Here is a 21153-nt window from a genome sequence, read left to right on the forward strand (position 1 = left end):
CGCGGAAGGCTCCGCGCTTTTTTTATGCCTTGCGAAAATTACTTCGCTTTACCCTGGTTCGCGACAGCCGCTGCTTTCGCCGCGATCTCTTCTGCGTTACCCAGATAGTAGTGTTTGATTGGCTTGAAGTTTTCGTCGAACTCATACACCAGCGGTACGCCAGTTGGGATGTTCAGTTCGAGGATTTCGTCTTCACCCATGTTGTCCAGGTATTTCACCAGCGCACGCAGGGAGTTACCGTGAGCCGCGACGATCACGCGCTCGCCGCTTTTCAGGCGTGGCAGAATGGTTTCGTTCCAGTAAGGCACAACGCGGTCGATGGTCAGCGCCAGGCTTTCGGTGGTTGGCAGCTCAGCGTCGGTCAGCTTCGCGTAACGCGGGTCGTGGCCCGGGTAACGCTCGTCATCTTTGGTCAGTTCTGGTGGGGTGATTGCGAAGCCGCGACGCCACTGTTTAACCTGTTCGTCGCCATATTTCTCAGCGGTTTCCGCTTTGTTCAGGCCCTGCAGCGCACCGTAGTGACGTTCGTTCAGTTTCCAGGACTTCTCAACCGGCAGCCAGGCCTGATCCAGTTCGTCCAGCACGTTCCACAGGGTGTGGATGGCACGTTTCAGCACAGAGGTGTAAGCAAAATCAAAGCTGAAGCCTTCTTCCTTCAGCAGTTTACCCGCTGCTTTTGCTTCGCTTACGCCTTTCTCAGACAGATCAACGTCGTACCAACCGGTAAAGCGGTTTTCGTTGTTCCACTGGCTTTCGCCGTGACGCACCAGGACCAGCTTAGTTATAGCCATCTCTTACTCCTCAAGCATTTTTAGAATGATAACAATTCTCATTATATTGCCGTGGCTGTGCCACCAGCAACGCTTAACCCTAACCATAGCGAAAATAGTCTCTGAGTGTAAGATGCTTGTGAATCCAGGGTTATGATTTTGTCTGCGATCGGCGCTATTTTCAGCAAGGCGCGCAGAAAAAAGCCCTCCGGAGGGAGGGCTGGATATTAATGTGGAATAAAATGATATTCCGTCACGCTCACGTACTCTTTACCCGGACGCAGCACGCAGTCTGGCTGCGGCCATTCCGGATGGTTCGGGCTGTCCGGCAGGAACTCGCTCTCCAGCGCCAGGCCTTGCCAGTCGCTGTACTCATCGTGTTCGCGCGCCGTCGTGCCGCCGAGGTAGTTGCCTGAGTAAAACTGCAGGGCAGGGGCTGTGGTATAAACCGTCATCTGCAGTTTCTCATCCGCAGACCAGACCTGTGCGGCAGGCTGTTTCACATCGCCTTTGGCCTGCAGCAGGAAAGCGTGGTCGTAGCCTTTTACCTTACGCTGATCGTCATCGCTCATGAAATCCTGGGCGATGGACTTCGCGCTGCGGAAGTCAAAGCTGGTGCCGCTCACGTCTTTGAGGCCCTGATACGGAATGCCCATCTCGTCAACTGGAAGATACGCATCCGCCAGGATCTGCAGCTTGTGCTCACGCACGTCGCACTGGTTACCGTCCAGATTAAAGTACGCGTGATTGGTCAGATTGACCGGACACGGCTTGTCGACCGTCGCACGGTATTCAATGGCGATACGGTTGTCGTCGGTCAGCGTAAAGCGCGCGGACGCGACAAGGTTCCCCGGGAAGCCCTGATCGCCATCAGGCGAATCCAGCGAGAACAGCACTTCGCCGTCGTTTTGACGAACAATCTTCCAGCGGCGTTTATCGAATCCGTCCGGACCGCCGTGCAGCTGGTTCTCACCCTGGCTTGGAAGCAGGATGTACGGCACGCCGTCGAGTTCAAAACGGCTCTTCGCGATGCGGTTAGCATAGCGCCCGACGGACGCGCCCAGATAGGCGGACTGATTGACGTACTGCTCAGGCGAGGCGCAGCCGAGCAGAGTCTCGCGCACGCTGCCGTCCGGCATCGGTACGCGGGCAGAAAGAAGGGTTGCCCCCCAGTCCATCACCGTAACGACCATCCCCGCGCTGTTGCGCAGGGTTAACAGGCGATACGGCAGACCATCCGGTGCAAGGGTAGGTGTTTCGTTTAGCACTGTCCGGCTCCTTGTGATGCTTTACAAACATAGAAGGTTTCTTTGATACCCGTTTTTGCTTCGTACTGCTTCGCCACGGCATCCTGTACGGCAGGGACCAGCTCTTCTGGCACCAGCGCAACGATGCAGCCGCCAAAACCGCCGCCCGTCATGCGCACGCCGCCTTTGTCGCCGATGGTGGCTTTAACGATGTCCACCAGGGTGTCGATCTGCGGAACGGTGATTTCAAAATCATCGCGCATGGAGGCGTGAGATTCCGCCATCAGCTCACCCATGCGTTTCAGGTCACCTTTCGCCAGCGCGGACGCGGCTTCAACGGTACGGGCATTTTCCGTCAGCACGTGACGAACGCGTTTGGCGACAACCGGATCCAGCTCGTGCGCCACTTTGTTAAATTCATTGAGCGTCACGTCGCGCAGGGCAGGCTGCTGGAAGAAGCGGGCGCCGGTTTCGCACTGCTGGCGGCGGGTGTTGTATTCGCTGCCCACCAGCGTGCGCTTAAAGTTGCTGTTGACGATCACCACAGCCGCGCCTTTCGGCAGGGGAACGGCTTTGGTGCCCAGCGAGCGGCAGTCAATTAACAGGGCATGCTCTTTTTTGCCCAGTGCGGAGATCAGCTGGTCCATAATGCCGCAGTTGCAGCCCACGAACTGGTTTTCTGCTTCCTGACCGTTCAGGGCGATTTGCGCGCCGTCCAGCGGCAGATGATAAAGCTGCTGGAACACGGTGCCCACGGCGACTTCCAGGGACGCAGAGGAGCTTAAGCCCGCACCCTGCGGCACGTTGCCGCTGATAACTAAATCTGCGCCGCCAAAGTTCTTGTTACGCTTCTGAAGGTGTTTCACCACGCCGCGCACGTAGTTAGACCACTGCTGGCTGTCGTGCGTCACAATCGGGGCATCGAGGGAAAACTCGTCCGTCTCATTACCGTAATCCGCCGCAATCACGCGAACTTTACGGTCGTCGCGCTTCGCACAGCTGATGACGGTCTGGTAATCGATGGCGCACGGCAGCACGAATCCGTCGTTATAGTCGGTGTGTTCACCGATCAGGTTAACGCGGCCTGGCGCCTGAATAACGTGGGTGGCAGGGTAGCCAAATTTCTCAGCAAACAGGGATTGTGTTTTATCTTTCAGACTCATTTTTTTAGACTCCTGATTCGCGATAGTGGACGTCGCTAACGGCACGCAGACGTTCTGCCGCCTGTTCCGCCGTCAGGTCACGCTGGGTTTCCGCCAGCATTTCATAGCCCACCATAAATTTACGTACCGTCGCAGAGCGCAGCAGCGGCGGATAGAAATGGGCGTGCAGCTGCCAGTGTTGATTCTCTTCGCCGTTAAACGGGGCGCCGTGCCAGCCCATAGAGTACGGGAAGGAGCACTGGAACAGGTTGTCGTAACGGCTGGTGAGCTTTTTCAGCGCCAGGGCAAGGTCGTCGCGCTGCGCGTCGCTAAGATCTGTGATGCGCTGCACGTGCGCTTTCGGCAGCAGCAGCGTTTCAAACGGCCAGGCGGCCCAGTAAGGGACGACGGCCAGCCAGTGTTCGGTTTCCACCACGGTGCGGCTGCCGTCGGCCAGCTCGCGCTGGGTGTAGTCCACCAGCATCGGCGAACCGTTTTCAGCAAAATACGCTTTCTGCAGACGGTCTTCACGCTCGGCTTCGTTAGGCAGGAAGCTGTTCGCCCAGATCTGGCCGTGCGGGTGTGGGTTAGAGCAGCCCATGGCCGCGCCTTTGTTTTCGAACACCTGCACCCACGGATAGCTCTGCCCCAGCTCTGCGGTTTGCGCCTGCCAGGTGCTGACGACCTCTTTCAGCGCGTCCACGCTCAGCTCGGGCAGCGTTTTGCTGTGATCCGGCGAGAAGCAGATCACGCGGCTGGTTCCGCGCGCGCTTTCGCAGCGCATCAGCGGATCGTGGCTTTCCGGCGCGTCCGGCGTGTCGGTCATCAGCGCGGCAAAATCGTTGGTGAACACGAAGGTGCCTTTGTAGTCCGGGTTTTTATCCCCGGTGACGCGCGTGTTGCCCGGACAGAGGAAGCAGTCCGGGTCGTGCTGTGGCAGCGTCTGTTTTGCAGGCGTCTCCTGCGCGCCCTGCCAGGGGCGCTTGGCGCGATGCGGAGAAACCAAAATCCATTGCCCGCTTAACGGGTTAAAACGACGATGCGGATGATCGACGGGATTAAATTGCGTCATGACGGATCCTTAGTCCGGATAGCCTTGCGGGTGGCGTGACTGCCAGTGCCAGGTATCCTGTGCCATTTCATCAAGCGTGCGCGTCACACGCCAGTTAAGCTCTTTGTCGGCTTTGGTAGCATCGGCCCAGTAAGCAGGCAGGTCGCCATCACGACGCGGAGCGAAGTGATAGTTCACCGGCTTGCCGCAGGCTTTGCTGAAGGCGTTAACCACGTCCAGCACGCTGCTGCCGACCCCGGCGCCGAGGTTGTAAATATGCACGCCCGGTTTGTTGGCTAGCTGCTGCATGGCCGCAACGTGACCGTCGGCCAGATCCATCACGTGGATGTAGTCGCGCACGCCGGTACCGTCTTCGGTCGGATAGTCATTGCCAAAAATCGCCAGCGAGTCGCGGCGACCCACGGCAACCTGGGCGATATACGGCATCAGGTTATTCGGGATGCCCTGCGGATCTTCACCCATGTCGCCGGACGGATGCGCGCCGACCGGGTTGAAGTAGCGCAGCAGCGCGATGCTCCACTCCGGCTGTGCTTTTTGCAGGTCGGTCAGGATCTGCTCCACCATCAGCTTGCTTTTGCCGTACGGGCTTTGCGGTGTACCGGTCGGGAAGCTTTCAACGTAAGGGATTTTGGGCTGATCGCCGTAGACGGTGGCGGAGGAGCTAAAGATGAAGTTTTTGACGTTCGCAGCGCGCATGGCGGAGATGAGACGCAGAGTACCGTTGACGTTATTGTCGTAATACTCGAGCGGCTTCGCAACGGATTCACCGACCGCTTTCAGACCCGCGAAGTGGATCACTGCTTCGATGGCATGGTCGTGAAGGATCTCGGTCATCAGCGCTTCGTTGCGGATGTCGCCTTCCACGAAAGTCGGTTGTTTACCGCCAAGGCGTTCAATCACCGGCAGCACGCTGCGCTTACTGTTGCACAGGTTGTCGAGGATGATGACGTCGTGACCGTTTTGCAGCAGTTGCACGCAGGTATGACTACCTATGTAACCGCTACCACCTGTTACCAGAACTCGCATATTTCGCTCCATTGGGCTTATGGTATGTAATAACCATAGCATAACAGAGACGCGAAAAGTGTGACATGGGATAAAATAGTGGAATCGTTTACACTCGTTTTCACACCCGCTTTTTTAATGACTGAGTGCATTCTAGATCAAAGAGATAGCGATGTATTGATGCAAGTTATCTGAAAAAGAGGAGGGCAGAGCCCTCCACGGTTAATCGACGTTGCTGAGAAGATAGCGATAACCCTCACCGTCCGGCACAAACTCCAGACGATGCGTGATGCAGGCGGGGGCATCTTCGGCATGATGTGAAACGAACAGCAGCTGCGTTTCACCTTCGCTAATCAGCACGTCCACAAAGCGGCGGATAAGCTGGCGATTCAGCGGATCGAGTCCCTGCAGCGGTTCGTCGAGGATCAGAAGCGTAGGGTGTTTCACCAGCGCGCGAACGATCAGGGCCAGACGCTGCTGCCCCCACGACAGACTATGAAACGGCGCGTCAGCGACCCGGTTGTCCATGCCCAGAATATCCAGCCACTGCTGGGCGAGCTTGTGCTGTTTGTCAGACACCGCCTGATAAATACCGATGGAATCAAAATACCCGGAAAGGATCGCGTTGCGTACCGTGGTACTGACCCGGTAATCCAGATGCAGGCTGCTGCTGACGTAGCCGATATGTTTTTTAATATCCCAGATGGTTTCGCCGCTGCCGCGACGCCGACCAAACAGCGTCAGATCGTTGCTATAGCCCTGCGGGTGATCGCCGGTGATAAGGCTCAGCAGCGTGGATTTTCCCGCGCCGTTAGGGCCGACAATCTGCCAGTGTTCGCCGGGATTGACCGTCCAGCTAAGACGGTTGAGGATCGGGCGATCGTCATAAGAGACAATCCCATCTCGCAGCACGATGCGCGGCTGGTGGGGATCGAGCGCATGGCGGGCCGAAGGGGCGTCAGGTTCCGGAAGCGTAATTCCGTCGAGTTGTTCACTGTGTGCGAGCTGGGCAATGAGCGCCTGCTTGAGCAGCGCTGTTTTTTCGCCGGTCTCGGTCAGGTTACAGTCGGCCAGTACGCCCGCGTGCTGAATAAAGTCCGGAATTTCATCGAAGCGGTTAAGCACCAAAACCAGGGTATATCCCTGCTGATTAAGCGACTCCAGCAGGGCCGCCAGCTGCGCACGGGACTGCACGTCAAGGCCGTCAAAGGGTTCGTCGAGGATAAGCAGCTCGGGCTCGCTCATCAGCGCCTGGCAAAGCAGCGTTTTTCGCGTCTCGCCGGTTGAAAGGTATTTAAAGCGCCGGTTGAGCAGGGCGGTGATGCCGAACCGTTCTGCCAGGCGCTGACAGCGGGCGGGATCTTTCACCTCATCCTGAATAATTTCCGCCGTCGTACGGCCGGTATCTTCTTCGCCAGGGCTGAGTAAATCAGTGTTATTGCGCTGCCACTCGTCGCTTACCAGCTTTTGCAATTGTTCAAATGACAGGCGCGTCAGGCGCGTAAAGTCGCCCTGGTAATCGCCCTTGAGGAGGGGGAGCTCGCCGGCCAGCGCGCGGGCCAGCGCGGATTTACCGCTGCCGTTAGTGCCGACAAACGCCCAGCTTTCACCCGCGCGTATCGTCAAATCAGCAATCGTCAGCGTTCGGGTATCGCTAAGACGAAACGTGCCTTGCGAAATATGCAATGATGACATGGTTTATCCCTGTTTTTGCAGCAACAGATATCAGGGATACGCACTGTCGGCGCGATTGTCAATGCGCTCAGCACAATGTGGCGATAATCACCCGGTCTGCGTTGAACCAGGCGGTAACGACAGTACCTTCTTCTAAACCGTCCGCTTCGCTAAGCGGTATCGTCGCGCAAAGCGGTTGCCCGTCTGCGAGGGTCATCAGCACTTCGCACTGCGCCTGGCCGCGTTCGATATGGCTAATAGCGCCCTGGAGCTGGTTATCGGCCGCCTTTGCGGCGTCGGGATCGCGCGTGATATTGACCCACGGCGCTTTCAGCAGCACCAGCACCTCTTTACCTTCATCGAGCTCAAGGCGCTCTGCGCTCTGCGCCGTTATTGCGGCCTTCAGACGGGTGGTGCCATCGGCAAGCAGGATCTCAATATGCTGCTGTACCTGGAGATTGTCGCGCGCCGTCACCGTTCCAAACCACTGGTTGCGGGCGCTGGTTTGTAACGAGAAGCGGGAAATGGCGGCCAGCAAGCTGTCCAGCGGAACGTTATCGTCGTCGCTCAACACATCGAACGCCTTTTGCTGGATCTGGGCCAGCAGATCGTAAAGCTGAATAAGGCGCTGGCCATAGCGCGTCACGATCGCACCGCCGCCGCCTTTGCCGCCTGTGGCTCTGTCCACCAGCGGGTGTTCGCTCAGGGTGTTCATTTCGTTGATGGCGTCCCAGGCACTTTTGTAGCTGATACCCGCGTTTTTCGCCCCCTGGCTAATCGAGCCCGTTTGTTCTATTTGTTTAAGCAGGGCGATACGTCGCGGATCGGCGAAAAGCTTTTGCTGAAGTCGTAGAGTGAGAAGAATTTCGGCCTGCATAACAGTGTCCTGGCAAAAAGAGTATTGTGACCCAAATGGCGCAGGGCGCAAAGGGTACCGCACAAAAGGGGATGTTTTTCTCACTTGAAAGGGTAGAATGAGCCGTTCACAATATCTGGAGAAAACCATGTTAGAGTTGTTGAAAAGTCTGGTATTCGCCGTGATCATGGTACCAGTAGTGATGGCCATCATCCTCGGTGCCATCTACGGCCTGGGTGAAGTGTTCAACGTCTTTTCGAACATTGGTCACAAAGACCAGGCTAAAAAGCAGCATTGATTCCCCACAAAACGCCCGGCCAGTCCGGGCGTTTTGCTCTCAAGATTTTCCCGTCTACGCCGATATTATTTAACGCATCACACCGGTTTACCCCTTCAGCGTTACGATTAAACGCTGGGATCTCCCTGACGTAATCGTTATATTAAGATGTATATAACGCTACTCACAGGAGTTACAGATGGCACGTTCATGGATACGCCTTTTCGCAGGGGCAACGCTGACGCTTTCACTTACCGGACACGCGCTGGCGGACGAGGGTAAAATCACCGTCTTTGCCGCGGCGTCGCTGACCAACGCGCTGCAGGACATCGCGGCGGCGTATAAAAAAGAGAAAAACGTCGAGGTGGTCTCCTCTTTTGCCTCTTCCTCGACGCTGGCGCGCCAGATAGAAGCGGGCGCACCGGCGGATCTGTTCATCTCGGCTGACCAGAAGTGGATGGACTACGCGACGGAGAAGAAATCGATTGATGCCACAACCCGCGAAACGCTGCTGGGGAATAGCCTGGTTGTCGTGGCGCCAAAAGCCAGCGCGCAGGCGGACTTCACCATCAACAAAGAGACCCACTGGACGAGCCTGCTGAACGGTGGCCGTCTGGCCGTGGGCGACCCGGAGCACGTTCCGGCCGGGATTTATGCCAAAGAAGCGCTGCAAAAGCTGGGTGCATGGGAGACATTGTCACCGAAGCTGGCCCCGGCGGAAGACGTGCGCGGCGCGCTGGCGCTGGTAGAACGCAACGAAGCCCCGCTGGGCATTGTGTATGGCTCTGATGCCGTTGCCAGTAAAGGTGTAAAAGTGGTCGCAACGTTCCCGGAAGACTCCCACAAGAAAGTGGAATATCCTGTTGCGATTGTTGATGGACATAAAAATGTGGCCGTGACGGCCTTCCGCGATTACCTGAAAGGGCCGGAGGCGTCCGCAATCTTTAAACGTTATGGATTTACGACTCACTGATGATATTGACCGATCCTGAATGGCAGGCTGTTCTGCTGAGCCTAAAAGTCTCTTCCCTGGCGGTTGCGCTGAGCTTGCCCTTTGGGATCTTCTTTGCCTGGCTACTGGTTCGCTGTCAATTTCCCGGCAAAACGCTGCTCGACAGCGTGCTGCATCTTCCGCTCGTTTTGCCGCCCGTGGTGGTCGGTTACCTGCTGCTGATTTCGATGGGGCGACGCGGTTTTATCGGCGAGAAGCTCTATGACTGGTTTGGGCTGACGTTTGCGTTTAGCTGGCGCGGTGCGGTACTGGCGGCGGCGGTGATGTCATTCCCGCTGATGGTGAGGGCGATACGCCTCGCGCTGGAAGGCGTGGACATGAAGCTCGAACAGGCGGCCCGCACGCTGGGCGCAGGGCGCTGGCGCGTCTTTTTCACCATCACGCTTCCGCTCACGCTGCCGGGCATTATTGTCGGGACGGTGCTGGCCTTCGCCCGCTCGCTGGGCGAGTTTGGCGCGACGATCACCTTTGTGTCGAACATCCCCGGCGAGACGCGAACCATCCCGTCGGCAATGTATACTCTGATTCAAACGCCGGGCGGTGAAGGCGCGGCGGCGCGGCTGTGTATTATTTCAATTGTGCTGGCGCTGGTATCGCTGATGGTGTCTGAATGGCTGGCGCGGCTCAGCCGCGAGCGGATGGGGAAATAAGCATGCTGGAACTCCATTTCACCCAGACGCTGGGAAACCATACCCTGACGCTTAACGAGACGCTGCCGGCAAGCGGAATCACCGCCATCTTTGGCGTGTCGGGAGCGGGAAAAACGTCGCTGATTAATGCCATCAGCGGCCTGACCCGCCCGCAGTCTGGCCGTATTGTCCTGAATGACCGCGTCCTGAATGACGTGGAGAACAAAATTTACCTCTCGCCGGATAAACGCCGCATCGGCTATGTTTTCCAGGACGCGCGCCTGTTCCCGCACTACAGCGTGCGCGGCAACCTGCGTTACGGCATGGCGAAAAGCATGGCCGGGCAGTTTGACAAACTGGTGACGCTTTTAGGCATTGAGCCTCTGCTCGACAGGCTGCCATCCTCGCTCTCCGGCGGAGAAAAACAGCGTGTGGCCATTGGTCGCGCGTTGCTGACCGCCCCCGAGCTGCTGCTGCTCGACGAACCGCTGGCCTCGCTCGATATTCCGCGTAAACGCGAGCTTCTGCCTTATCTGCAGCGCCTGACGCGCGAAATTAATATTCCGATGCTCTACGTCAGCCATTCGCTGGATGAGATCCTCCATCTGGCCGACAAGGTGCTGGTGCTGGAAGAGGGCAGCGTGAAGGCCTTCGGCAACCTGGAAGAGGTGTGGGGCAGCAGCGTAATGCACCCCTGGTTACCCCGGGAACAGCAGAGCAGCATTCTTAAAGTGAGCGTTCTGGAACATCATCCGCACTACGCGATGACCGCCCTGGCGCTGGGCGATCAGCATCTTTGGGTCAATAAGATCGACAAACCGTTACAGTCCGCGCTGCGAATTCGCATCCAGGCGTCGGATGTCTCGCTGGTACTGCAGCCGCCGCTGCAAACCAGTATTCGAAATATTCTGCGCGCCAAAGTCGCGGAGTGTTTTGATGATAACGGGCAGGTGGAAGTGAAGCTTGAAGTCGGCAGCAGGACGCTCTGGGCGCGCATCAGCCCGTGGGCAAGGGATGAGTTAGGGATCAAACCCGGCCTGTGGCTTTACGCGCAAATTAAGAGCGTCTCGATTACCGCCTGATTACAGCAGGTGGGTATAAATGTACTGCGCAATGCTGTCGGTGGTGTTGTCGCCAATCACCACGTTGGCGCGGGCTTTTACCGCGTCGTCGGCATTGCCCATCGCCACGCCGGTACCGGCGGCTTCCAGCATGCTGATGTCGTTGTAGTTGTCGCCGAAGGCGATCACGTCACGCATCGACCCGCCCTGTGATTCCACATACTGCGTCAGGCGCTTGCCTTTGCTGTTGCCTTTGCGGGCAATATCCACCTGGTCATGCCAGGACCATTCGCACTCCAGACCCAGCGTGTGTTCCACGTGTTTTGCGAAGGTATTCAGTTTGGTGGTGTCTTCATCGGTCAGGGCAAATTTCCAGATAGCCTCAACGTCCTGGGCTGCCTGACGCAGGGAGGAAACCTGGGTAAAGACCGGACGCTGCGCTTCAGGCAGGGACAACGCCCAGTTGCTGGTGCGCACCACATGGCCAGTAGGGCGCTCGTACACCATCGCGTTATCCACGTACATCAGGCCGTGAACGGCATGTTCATCCAGCAGATCGATCAGCTGCAGCGCCTGGGGAACCGGCAGCGGGTCGGATTCTAAAACCTTTTTTGCCTGATAATCATACAAATAAGTGCCATTACAACAAATTGCAGGTGTATCTAACGCCAGTGCCTGATAAAAAGGGTGAATGGCAACGTGATGTCGACCCGTTACGATAAGGAGTTGATATCCCACTTCCTGCGCGCGTTTTAGCGCCTCAAGGGAGGAGGGGAGAAGGGTTTTTTGCGGCGTCAGTAAGGTACCGTCTAAATCCAGAGCAATCACACGCGAGGTCATCTGTTTTCCCGGGTTAATATTGAATTTACGTTTTGATGGGATGGTACACCGAGAGGCGAACGCTTCAAAACTCCTGTCGACAATTCAGCATTCACCGTCAAAAGTTAACTACTTTCATGCGCAGTGAGGAGTGAATATTCATGAAACAAACCGTTTATACCGCCAGTCCTGAAAGCCAGCAGATCCACGTCTGGCGTTTAAATACCGAAGGGACACTCACGCTGGTTCAGGTTGTTGATGTGCCAGGCCAGGTGCAACCGATGGTCATCAGCCCGGATAAACGTTTCTTGTACGTGGGTGTGCGCCCGGAGTTCCGCGTGCTGGCCTATCGCATTTCTCCGGACGATGGTGCGCTGACGTACACTGCCGAAGCCCCGTTGCCGGGCAGCCCAACCCATATCTCGACCGATCGTAAAGGCAACTTTGTCTTCAGCGGCTCTTATAACGCGGGCTGCGTCAGCGTAACGCGTCTGGAAGATGGTATTCCGGTCGAAACCGTGGATGTGGTGGAAGGGCTTGAAGGCTGCCACTCGGCGAATATTTCTCCGGATAACCGCACGCTGTGGGTGCCTGCGCTGAAGCAGGATCGTATCTGCCTGTTCACCCTGAGCGACGATGGTCATCTGGTGGCGCAGAACCCTGCCGAAGTGACTACCGTTGAAGGTGCCGGCCCGCGCCATATGGTCTTCCATCCGAACCAGCAGTACGCCTACGTGGTGAATGAGCTGAACAGCTCTGTGGACGTATGGGAGCTTAAAGATCCAAACGGTCAGATCGAGTGCGTGCAGACGCTGGACATGATGCCGTCTGATTTCTCCGATACCCGCTGGGCGGCGGATATCCACATTACGCCAAATGGTCGCCATCTGTACGCCTGCGACCGTACCTCCAGCCTGATTACCGTCTTTAGCGTCTCTGAAGACGGCAGCGTGCTGGCGATTGAAGGGTTCCAGCCAACGGAAACCCAGCCGCGCGGCTTTAATATCGATCACAGCGGTAAATACCTGATTGCGGCGGGGCAGAAATCCCACCACATCGCGCTGTATGAAATTAAAGGCGAGCAGGGGCTACTGGAAGAGAAAGGACGTTACGCAGTAGGCCAGGGGCCAATGTGGGTGGTGGTAAACGCTCACTAAGCGGTTAAAAACAAAAAAACCTCGCGAATGCGAGGTTTTTTTATCTCTGTAGGCCGGGTAAGGCGAAGCCGCCACCCGGCAAAACAGCTTACTGCTTCGGCTCAGCAACCACTTTGCTACCCAGACCGCGGTTGTTGTATTCCCACATGCGGTTAAAGTTAGCGTCGTTCAGGTTGCGCTGCACGTTCCCTTTATCATCCACCGCACCGGTATTGCCGGAGAATGGACGTTTGGAGATCGCGGCATCAGCCCACGGCTTCGCCATGTTGAAGCCTTCATTGATCACGCTGTCGCGGATCACGACCTGACCGTTGGTCGCAGAGTCCACGTCGAGGGAGCGTCCCAGCTGCGCCACGCCGTCACCGGCAGCGTTAAAGCGGCTGTTCACGGCCAGGAAGCCGTAGAAGAGGTTAGACTGGGTTGCCGGAGCAAACACGTAACCTTCCTGCTGAGTGCGTGAGTTCACCACGCGGAAATCGGTATTATCAAACACCACCGCGCCGCGACCGGACACCAGATCCACGTCACCTTCAACGTAGCTGTTGGTCACCAGAGTACGGGTCAGGCGGTTATTCTGCAGGGTGTTCTGCACGCCGCTGTTGGTCACGAAGAAGGTGTTCTGACGGCCCAGAATGTTGACGTTATTAATCTGCACCTTATCGCCATCGCTACGCAGCGCAACGGCCTGGTGACTACCAGCATCAACGCTGTCGCCCAGGGTATTCTGAATGGTCAGGTTCTGCAGCTGCAGACCGTTATTCTGAGACCAGAATACCGCCGAGCACATCACGCCAATGGTGGCAGAACGCTTGCTCTGGCAGTTATCAAACATATACCACGCCGGTTTGCCCGGCATATATTTACCGGCCGGATTCACCAGGTGACGCCAGGTGTTGCTGTCGATTTCGGAATCAATCGCCAGGCCAATTTTTACGTCGATCGCTTTTTCGCCCAGACCGTAAAGCGTAATGCTGCCAGGGGCCGCCGGAACATACACGGTGCCTTCATATTCACCCGGCAGGATCGCGATGTACTGGCGAGACGCGCTGTGTTTAGTGATGGCAGCATCAACCGCAGCCTGAATAGAGGTATGCGTTACGCCCTGCGCACCCGCCGGGCCAACCACGAAGTCAGGCTGTTTAGGCAGGTTGATAGAAGACGGTGTCCACGGCGCAGCGTTAGGATCCATTGCCGAGAAGTAGTGCGCACGATCGAAGTTCTTCGCTTCATCAGCGGACAAAATCGGGCGGGAGGCGGTACCGGGCGCAACCTGCTCAGAAGGGCGCTGATCCGGTGGTGTTGAACTGCATGCGGATAAGGTCACGCCAAAGGCGAGTGCTAACGCCAGACGGGAAATCCTGGAAATGTTCAAGGTAGAGCTCCTGGGTATGCAAGTCTTAAACGGGATAGACGAAATAGCCTGCTTTTTTATACTAAGTTGAGCGAAACGGGAAGATAAAAAGGGTAAAAGTTGCATTTTTAGCCCCGGAGCGGCAGGTAGGTGATCACAAATAAATAACATTTTCCGTCAAGGCGGTTGACAGTGGACGGTGGATGCAAATAAATGTCTATACAACCTAAGACAAGTGGAATGCCCCATGCAGCAGATTCATCCCGACGATGTAATATGGCGAAATGCGCGACTGGCTACGATGGCGCCGGACGTACCTGCGCCTTATGGACTGAAAGAGCAACACGCCCTGGTCGTGCGCGGCCACACTATTCTGGCCGCGATCCCTGAATCTGACATTCCTTCCGGACACCGACACTGTGTCGATCTTCAGGGGCGTCTGGTCACGCCTGGCCTGATTGACTGCCATACCCACCTGGTATTTGGCGGCGACCGCGCGGCGGAGTGGGAGCAGCGTCTGAACGGCGTCTCTTATCAAACCATCAGCGCCCAGGGGGGCGGGATTAACGCTACCGTGACGGCGACGCGCAGCAGCTCAGCCGAAACCTTGCTGAAACTGGCGCAGCAGCGGCTCCTGCGTCTTATGAATGAAGGCGTGACGACCGTTGAAATCAAATCGGGATACGGGTTCAACGCCGAGGCCGAAGAGAAGATGCTGCAGGTTGCCCGCCAGTTGGGCCTCAATAATCCGATCGATATCAGCCCAACGCTGCTGGCGGCCCATGCGGTTCCGCCGGAATACCGGCAGGATCCGGATGCCTACCTCACGCTGGTCTGTGAGCAGATACTGCCCACGCTGTGGCAAAAAGAGTTATATGAAGCAGTCGACGTGTTTTGTGAAAACGTCGGCTTTACCCCGTCGCAAACCGAGCGACTCTTCAAGGCCGCCGCCGAGCTGGGTATCCCGGTGAAAGGGCATGTCGAGCAGCTGTCGAATCAGGGCGGCGCGGCGCTGGTCAGCCAGTATAAGGGCCTTTCCGCCGATCATATTGAGTATCTCGACGACGCAGGCGTTCAGGCGATGGCGGAAAGCGGCACGGTTGCCGTCCTGTTGCCGGGTGCGTTCTATTTTCTGCAGGAGCGCCAGCGTCCGCCGGTTGAACAGCTCAGAAAACAGGGCGTGCCGATGGCCGTCGCCACCGACTATAACCCCGGCACCAGCCCGTTTGCGAGCCTGCACCTGGCGATGAACATGGCCTGCGTCCAGTTTGGCCTGACTCCGGAAGAAGCCTGGGCTGGCGTCACGCGCCATGCCGCGCAGGCGCTGGGCCGTGGCGCAACCCACGGGCAGCTGCGGGCAGGGTTTGTCGCCGATTTTATCGTCTGGGATGCACATCATCCGGTTGAGATGGTCTACGAGCCGGGACGCAATCCGCTGTATCAACGTATTTTCCGTGGGGAGGCAGTATGAGGTTATGGCGGCCCGTAGCCGAAACCGTCTGGCAGGGGCGCGATGACAGCGCCGAGGCCAGCAGTGCAAAGCGCATTTTCCAGACGATAAAGCAGCAGGGCCAGTTCACGCCGCTTTCATCCGGCATCGCGCTGATAGGTTTTGAATGTGATGAAGGGGTAAAACGCAATCAGGGCAGGCCCGGCGCCGTGCAGGCACCGGATATGCTGCGAAAGGCGCTGGCAAATATGGCAAGCCATCAGGGACATGATCGGCTGGCGGATATGGGCTCGGTGTACGTTGAAGGCGGCGAGCTGGAAGCGGCACAGCAGGCGTTAAGCGATGCCGTCACGGCCTGCCAGCAGTCCGGGATGCGCACGCTGGTCTTTGGCGGCGGGCACGAAACCGCGTGGGCGCACGGTCGCGGCGTGCTGGAGGCCTTCCCGAACGAGCGGGTTGTCATTATCAACCTTGATGCCCATCTCGATCTGCGCAAGGCCGACCGGGCCACATCCGGCACCCCGTTTCGCCAGCTGGCGCGCTACTGCGATGAGCGCGGGCGGGAATTTCACTACGCCTGCCTTGGCGTGAGCCGGGCGGCGAACACGCTGGCGCTGTGGGATGAGGCCGAACGCCTGAACGTCACGCTGGTGGAAGATCTCCATTTCAGGCGCGATGCGCTATCCGCCCTGGAAAGGGTGCTGGCGCAGGCCGATCGTATCTATCTGACGATCGATCTGGACGTCCTCCCCGCCAGCGAAATGCCTGCCGTGTCCGCACCGGCTGCGTTAGGCATACCGGCGCTGGATCTTCTCCCGGTTATCGAACAAATCTGCCGTAGCGGTAAGCTACAGGCCGCCGATCTGGTAGAGTTTAACCCGCAGTACGATCGGGACGGACAGGGCGCTAAGCTCGCCGCCCGCCTGGCCTGGCAAATTGCTCACTGGTGGGCATAACACTATTCAAGGAGTCACGATGTTTTCACGCTCACCTCTGCCGCAGTCGAGCCCTCCCGCGCCTTTCTACGAAAAGGTGAAGCAGGCAATTAGCGAAAAAATCGCTACCGGCGTCTGGCGCCCGCACGATCGCATTCCTTCGGAGGCCGAGCTTGTGGCGCAGTTTGGTTTTAGCCGGATGACCGTCAACCGGGCGCTGCGCGAGCTGACCGACGAAGGGCTTCTGGTGCGCCTGCAGGGCGTGGGGACGTTTGTGGCGGAACCGAAAGGACAGTCGGCCCTGTTTGAAATCCGCAGCATTGCGGACGAGATAGCCGCGCGTAATCATCAGCACCGCTGCGAGGTGCTGGTGCTCGAAGAGACTCAGGCCAGCGCCGAGCAGGCCACGGAGCTTAACGTCAAGGAAGGAAGCCGCATCTTCCACTCCGTGATGGTGCATTTCGAAAACGACATTCCGGTGCAGATTGAAGATCGCTGCGTGAACGCTGAGCGGATACCGGACTATCTGAACCAGGATTATACCCAGACCACGCCGCATGCCTATCTCTCGCTCGTCGCACCGCTGACGGAAGGGGAGCACATTGTGGAGGCCGTGCGCGCCACGCCGCAGGAGTGCGAAAGGCTACGCATTAAAGAGCACGATCCGTGCCTGCTGATCCGCCGTCGAACCTGGTCCTCGTCGCACATTGTGTCGCATGCCCGGCTGCTTTTCCCGGGGAATCGCTACCGGCTGCAGGGCCACTTCATGTCATAAGTTTTATAAGCGTGATCGCTAACGCAATATAACAAAATTGTATCTTTTTTGTTAAATCTGACCTTGTGTGTGCTTGTCTATACAAGTATATCTAAATGCATCATCTGTCCCCTATGAGGAGCACACAATGTCGTCAGGTAAATACCGCCAGCAGGACGTCCGCGCCGCGCGCGGCACCATGCTTACCGCCAAAAGCTGGCTCACCGAAGCCCCGCTGCGCATGTTGATGAACAACCTCGACCCTGAGGTGGCGGAAAACCCCCACGAGCTGGTGGTCTACGGCGGCATTGGCCGCGCCGCGCGCAACTGGGAATGCTATGACGCAATTGTAAAATCCCTGACCGAACTCGAACACGACGAAACCCTGCTGGTACAGTCCGGCAAGCCGGTTGGCGTGTTCAAAACGCACAAAAACGCACCGCGCGTGCTGATCGCTAACTCTAACCTCGTGCCGCACTGGGCGACGTGGGAACACTTCAACGAACTGGACGCGAAAGGGCTGGCGATGTATGGCCAGATGACCGCGGGTAGCTGGATCTACATCGGCAGCCAGGGGATCGTGCAGGGCACCTACGAAACCTTCGTGGAAGCCGGTCGCCAGCACTATAACGGCTCGCTGAAAGGCCGCTGGGTATTGACCGCAGGTCTCGGCGGCATGGGCGGCGCGCAGCCGCTGGCCGCCACGCTTGCCGGCGCGTGCTCGCTCAACATTGAGTGCCAGCAGAGCCGCATTGATTTCCGTCTGCGCACCCGCTACGTCGATGAGCAGGCAACCGATCTGGACGATGCGCTGGCGCGCATCAAAAAATACACCTCCGAAGGCAAAGCGGTGTCGATTGCCCTGTGCGGCAACGCGGCGGACATTCTCCCGCAGCTCGTCGCCCGCGGCGTGCGTCCGGATCTGGTCACCGACCAGACCAGCGCCCATGACCCGCTGCACGGTTACCTGCCAAAAGGCTGGACGTGGGAAGAATATCAGCAAAAAGCGGAAACCGACCCGGAAGGCACGGTACTTGCTGCGAAACGATCCATGGCCGAGCACGTCTCCGCCATGCTGGCCTTCAGCCAGATGGGCATTCCGACCTTTGACTACGGCAACAACATCCGCCAGATGGCGAAAGAGATGGGCGTGAATAACGCCTTTGACTTCCCGGGCTTCGTTCCTGCCTATATCCGCCCGCTGTTCTGCCGCGGCATCGGTCCGTTCCGCTGGGTTGCCCTGTCCGGTGACCCGGAGGATATCTACAAAACCGACGCCAAAGTGAAGGAGATCGTCGCCGATGACGAACACCTGCATCACTGGCTGGACATGGCCCGCGAGCGCATTAACTTCCAGGGCCTGCCGGCGCGTATCTGCTGGGTAGGGCTGGAGTGGCGTCAAAAACTCGGCCTCGCCTTCAACGAAATGGTGCGCAGCGGTGAAGTCTCCGCGCCGATCGTCATCGGTCGCGATCACCTGGACTCCGGCTCCGTCGCCAGCCCGAACCGCGAAACCGAAGCCATGCGCGACGGCTCGGATGCGGTCTCCGACTGGCCGCTGCTGAACGCTCTGCTGAATACCGCCAGCGGCGCGACCTGGGTGTCGCTGCACCACGGCGGCGGCGTGGGGATGGGCTTCTCCCAGCATTCCGGGATGGTCATCGTCTGCGACGGAACCGATGAAGCCGCCGCGCGTATCGCTCGCGTGCTGCACAACGACCCGGCCACCGGCGTGATGCGTCACGCGGATGCGGGTTACGAAATTGCCATTGACTGTGCCAAAGAGCAGGGCCTTAACCTGCCGATGATCCCTGCCACACAAGGAAAGCATTAATGAACGCATTAACACTCACTCCCGGCTCGCTGACGCTCAAGCAGCTGCGTAACGTCTGGCGTAAACCGGTCACCCTTTCGCTGGATGCAAGTGCCCACGCCGCCATTAACGACAGCGTCGCCTGCGTCGAAGCCATCGTTGCCGAAGGGCGCACCGCCTACGGGATTAACACCGGATTTGGCCTGCTGGCGCAGACCCGCATCGCGACACACGATCTGGAAAACTTACAGCGTTCGCTGGTGCTGTCACATGCGGCGGGCGTGGGTCAGCCGCTGGATGATGAGATTGTCCGTCTGATGATGGTGCTCAAAATCAACAGCCTGGCCCGCGGCTTCTCCGGCATTCGCCTGAGCGTGATTCAGGCGCTGATGGCGCTGGTCAATGCGGAAGTCTATCCGTGGATCCCGGCAAAAGGCTCTGTTGGCGCATCCGGCGATCTTGCGCCGCTGGCGCACATGTCGCTGCTGCTGCTCGGCGAAGGCAAAGCGCGCTGGCAGGGCGAGTGGCTTCCTGCGAAGGAGGCGCTGAAAAAAGCCGGATTAACGCCAATTACGCTGGCGGCGAAAGAGGGGCTGGCGCTGCTGAACGGCACGCAGGCATCGACCGCTTTCGCGCTGCGCGGCCTCTTTGAAGCGGAAGATCTGTTTGCCTCGGCGGTGGTGTGCGGTGCGCTGACCACCGAAGCCGTGCTGGGCTCGCGTCGTCCGTTCGATGCCCGCATCCACGAGGTGCGCGGTCAGCGCGGGCAGATTGATGCCGCCGCGATGTACCGTCACGTGCTTACCGACACCAGCGAGATCGCGGATTCACACCACAACTGTGAAAAGGTGCAGGATCCGTATTCCCTGCGCTGCCAGCCGCAGGTGATGGGCGCGTGCCTGACGCAGCTGCGCCAGGCGGCAGAAGTGCTGCTGGTGGAGGCCAACGCGGTGTCCGATAACCCGCTGGTGTTCGCCCAGGAAAACGAGGTGGTTTCCGGGGGCAACTTCCACGCCGAGCCGGTGGCAATGGCGGCGGATAATATCGCCCTGGCGATTGCCGAAGTCGGCGCGTTGTCCGAGCGCCGCATCGCGCTGATGATGGATAAACATATGTCCCAGCTGCCGCCGTTCCTGGTGCGTAACGGCGGGGTCAACTCGGGCTTTATGATTGCCCAAGTGACCGCGGCGGCGCTGGCGAGCGAGAACAAAGCCCTGTCGCACCCGCACAGCGTGGACAGCCTGCCAACGTCAGCGAACCAGGAAGATCACGTTTCGATGGCGCCGGCTGCCGGGCGTCGCCTCTGGGAAATGGCCTCCAACACCCGCGGCGTGCTGGCGGTGGAATGGCTGGCGGCATGTCAGGGTGTCGATCTGCGTGAAGGGCTAAAATCCAGCCCGCTGCTGGAGCAGGCGCGTCATGTGCTGCGCGAGCACGTATCGCACTACGATGACGACCGCTTCTTTGCGCCGGATATTGATAAGGCGATGCAGCTTCTGGAAGAGGGAAGCCTTGTAGGACTGCTACCTTCAGTGCTGTGATTTTTGCCCTAACCCTCTCCCACAGGGAGAGGGAATTGCCCGGTTTTCTCCCTCTCCCTGTGGGAGAGAGCCGGGGTGAGGGCATCAGCCCGCACTATTATGAATACATCGCCGTAATCGACGCGCTCCCCAGCGAATGGAAATGCACGTTAAACCCGACCATCGCGCCGCTCGCCCCTTCATCGACCTCAATCTTCTCCACATCCAGCGCGTGCACCGTGAAGATATAGCGGTGGGTTTCCCCTTTTGGCGGCGCCGCGCCGCCGTAGCCCGCTTTACCAAAGTCAGTGCGCGTCTGAATGGCGCCTTCAGGCAGGGCAACCAGGTCTGAACCGGAACCCTGCGGCAGGACGCGCGTGTCGGCAGGCAGGTTCGCCACAATCCAGTGCCACCAGCCGGAGCCGGTCGGCGCATCCGGGTCGTAGCAGGTCACGACAAAGCTTTTGGTTCCGGCCGGAACCTCGTCCCACGCCAGGTGCGGGGAGATGTTGTCTCCCTGATACCCCATGCCGTTGAATACGTGGCGTTCCGGCAGTTTTTCACCGTCGCGCAGATCTTTACTGATGATTTTCATACGGTTTACCCTCG

Annotated in this window: 20 protein-coding genes; 10 read left to right on the forward strand and 10 right to left on the reverse strand. The window is 58.2% G+C overall.

Annotated features, from left to right (window positions below):
- Positions 1-38: 38 nt before the first annotated feature.
- The 7 genes from gpmA to modE form a co-directional block, all read right to left on the reverse strand.
- Entirely contained in the window at positions 39-791 is a 753-nt protein-coding gene (gene gpmA / locus LBF07_RS17730) for a 2,3-diphosphoglycerate-dependent phosphoglycerate mutase (RefSeq protein ID WP_033144959.1), read from the reverse strand.
- A gap of 206 nt (positions 792-997) precedes the next feature.
- The gene (gene galM, locus LBF07_RS17735; RefSeq protein WP_094934373.1) at positions 998-2038 is read right to left on the reverse strand and encodes a galactose-1-epimerase; all 1041 of its coding nucleotides are present in this window, start codon (positions 2036-2038) and stop codon (positions 998-1000) included.
- Positions 2032-3180, reverse strand: coding sequence for a galactokinase (galK, locus tag LBF07_RS17740; protein WP_029739550.1), 1149 nt, complete (start codon positions 3178-3180; stop codon positions 2032-2034). Before galK ends, galM begins: the two co-directional genes overlap by 7 nt.
- Positions 3181-3184: 4 nt before the next feature.
- Positions 3185-4231 (reverse strand): galactose-1-phosphate uridylyltransferase, encoded by a 1047-nt coding sequence (galT, locus tag LBF07_RS17745; RefSeq protein WP_063440600.1) that lies wholly within the window; start codon positions 4229-4231, stop codon positions 3185-3187.
- A gap of 9 nt (positions 4232-4240) precedes the next feature.
- Positions 4241-5257: a UDP-glucose 4-epimerase GalE gene (galE, locus tag LBF07_RS17750; RefSeq protein ID WP_023334950.1), complete on the reverse strand. Its 1017-nt coding sequence runs from the start codon at positions 5255-5257 to the stop codon at positions 4241-4243.
- Between the two features lie 201 nt (positions 5258-5458).
- Positions 5459-6931 carry a molybdate ABC transporter ATP-binding protein ModF gene (gene modF, locus LBF07_RS17755; RefSeq protein ID WP_048976077.1) on the reverse strand — a complete coding sequence of 491 codons (1473 nt, stop codon included), beginning with the start codon at positions 6929-6931 and terminating at the stop codon, positions 5459-5461.
- 67 nt (positions 6932-6998) lie between these two features.
- On the reverse strand, positions 6999-7787 hold the full coding sequence (gene modE / locus LBF07_RS17760) for a molybdenum-dependent transcriptional regulator (protein ID WP_094934372.1): 789 nt from the start codon (positions 7785-7787) through the stop codon (positions 6999-7001).
- A gap of 127 nt (positions 7788-7914) precedes the next feature.
- On the opposite strand from modE, the gene LBF07_RS17765 reads away from it, so the two are divergent.
- The 4 genes from LBF07_RS17765 to modC all read left to right on the forward strand — a co-directional run bounded on the left by LBF07_RS17765 (position 7915) and on the right by modC (position 10766).
- Positions 7915-8064: an AcrZ family multidrug efflux pump-associated protein gene (locus tag LBF07_RS17765; RefSeq protein WP_023310811.1), complete on the forward strand. Its 150-nt coding sequence runs from the start codon at positions 7915-7917 to the stop codon at positions 8062-8064.
- A gap of 178 nt (positions 8065-8242) precedes the next feature.
- The gene (gene modA, locus LBF07_RS17770) at positions 8243-9016 is read left to right on the forward strand and encodes a molybdate ABC transporter substrate-binding protein (protein ID WP_094934371.1); all 774 of its coding nucleotides are present in this window, start codon (positions 8243-8245) and stop codon (positions 9014-9016) included.
- Complete coding sequence (gene modB / locus LBF07_RS17775; protein WP_033144966.1) at positions 9016-9705, forward strand: molybdate ABC transporter permease subunit; 690 nt, start codon at positions 9016-9018, stop codon at positions 9703-9705. Before modA ends, modB begins: the two co-directional genes overlap by 1 nt.
- A gap of 2 nt (positions 9706-9707) precedes the next feature.
- Positions 9708-10766, forward strand: a complete 1059-nt coding sequence (modC, locus tag LBF07_RS17780) for a molybdenum ABC transporter ATP-binding protein ModC (RefSeq protein ID WP_029742082.1) — start codon at positions 9708-9710, stop codon at positions 10764-10766.
- On the opposite strand, the gene LBF07_RS17785 is transcribed toward modC, so the two are convergent.
- On the reverse strand, positions 10767-11585 hold the full coding sequence (locus LBF07_RS17785; protein ID WP_033144968.1) for a pyridoxal phosphatase: 819 nt from the start codon (positions 11583-11585) through the stop codon (positions 10767-10769).
- Between the two features lie 140 nt (positions 11586-11725).
- Here LBF07_RS17785 and pgl point away from each other — a divergent pair, with 140 nt between their 5' ends.
- Positions 11726-12721 (forward strand): 6-phosphogluconolactonase, encoded by a 996-nt coding sequence (pgl, locus tag LBF07_RS17790; RefSeq protein WP_023292974.1) that lies wholly within the window; start codon positions 11726-11728, stop codon positions 12719-12721.
- Between the two features lie 88 nt (positions 12722-12809).
- On the opposite strand, the gene LBF07_RS17795 is transcribed toward pgl, so the two are convergent.
- Entirely contained in the window at positions 12810-14093 is a 1284-nt protein-coding gene (locus LBF07_RS17795) for a putative acyl-CoA thioester hydrolase (protein ID WP_033144970.1), read from the reverse strand.
- Positions 14094-14319: 226 nt separating this feature from the next.
- On the opposite strand from LBF07_RS17795, the gene hutI reads away from it, so the two are divergent.
- The 5 genes from hutI (at position 14320) to hutH (ending at position 20565) form a co-directional block, all read left to right on the forward strand.
- Positions 14320-15543 (forward strand): imidazolonepropionase, encoded by a 1224-nt coding sequence (gene hutI / locus LBF07_RS17800; protein ID WP_094934370.1) that lies wholly within the window; start codon positions 14320-14322, stop codon positions 15541-15543.
- Complete coding sequence (gene hutG / locus LBF07_RS17805) at positions 15540-16478, forward strand: formimidoylglutamase (protein ID WP_094934369.1); 939 nt, start codon at positions 15540-15542, stop codon at positions 16476-16478. The genes hutI and hutG overlap by 4 nt, the downstream gene beginning before the upstream one ends.
- Before the next feature lie 19 nt (positions 16479-16497).
- Positions 16498-17232 carry a histidine utilization repressor gene (locus LBF07_RS17810; protein WP_023310841.1) on the forward strand — a complete coding sequence of 245 codons (735 nt, stop codon included), beginning with the start codon at positions 16498-16500 and terminating at the stop codon, positions 17230-17232.
- Between the two features lie 127 nt (positions 17233-17359).
- Positions 17360-19045, forward strand: coding sequence for a urocanate hydratase (gene hutU, locus LBF07_RS17815; protein ID WP_094934368.1), 1686 nt, complete (start codon positions 17360-17362; stop codon positions 19043-19045).
- Positions 19045-20565 carry a histidine ammonia-lyase gene (gene hutH / locus LBF07_RS17820; protein WP_094934367.1) on the forward strand — a complete coding sequence of 507 codons (1521 nt, stop codon included), beginning with the start codon at positions 19045-19047 and terminating at the stop codon, positions 20563-20565. Before hutU ends, hutH begins: the two co-directional genes overlap by 1 nt.
- Before the next feature lie 97 nt (positions 20566-20662).
- On the opposite strand, the gene LBF07_RS17825 is transcribed toward hutH, so the two are convergent.
- Entirely contained in the window at positions 20663-21139 is a 477-nt protein-coding gene (locus LBF07_RS17825; RefSeq protein WP_008501131.1) for a kinase inhibitor, read from the reverse strand.
- Between the last annotated feature and the right edge of the window lie 14 nt (positions 21140-21153).

The sequence above is a fragment of the Enterobacter cloacae complex sp. ECL352 genome, from assembly GCF_020149545.1.
Classification (GTDB): Bacteria; Pseudomonadota; Gammaproteobacteria; order Enterobacterales; family Enterobacteriaceae; genus Enterobacter; species Enterobacter asburiae_B.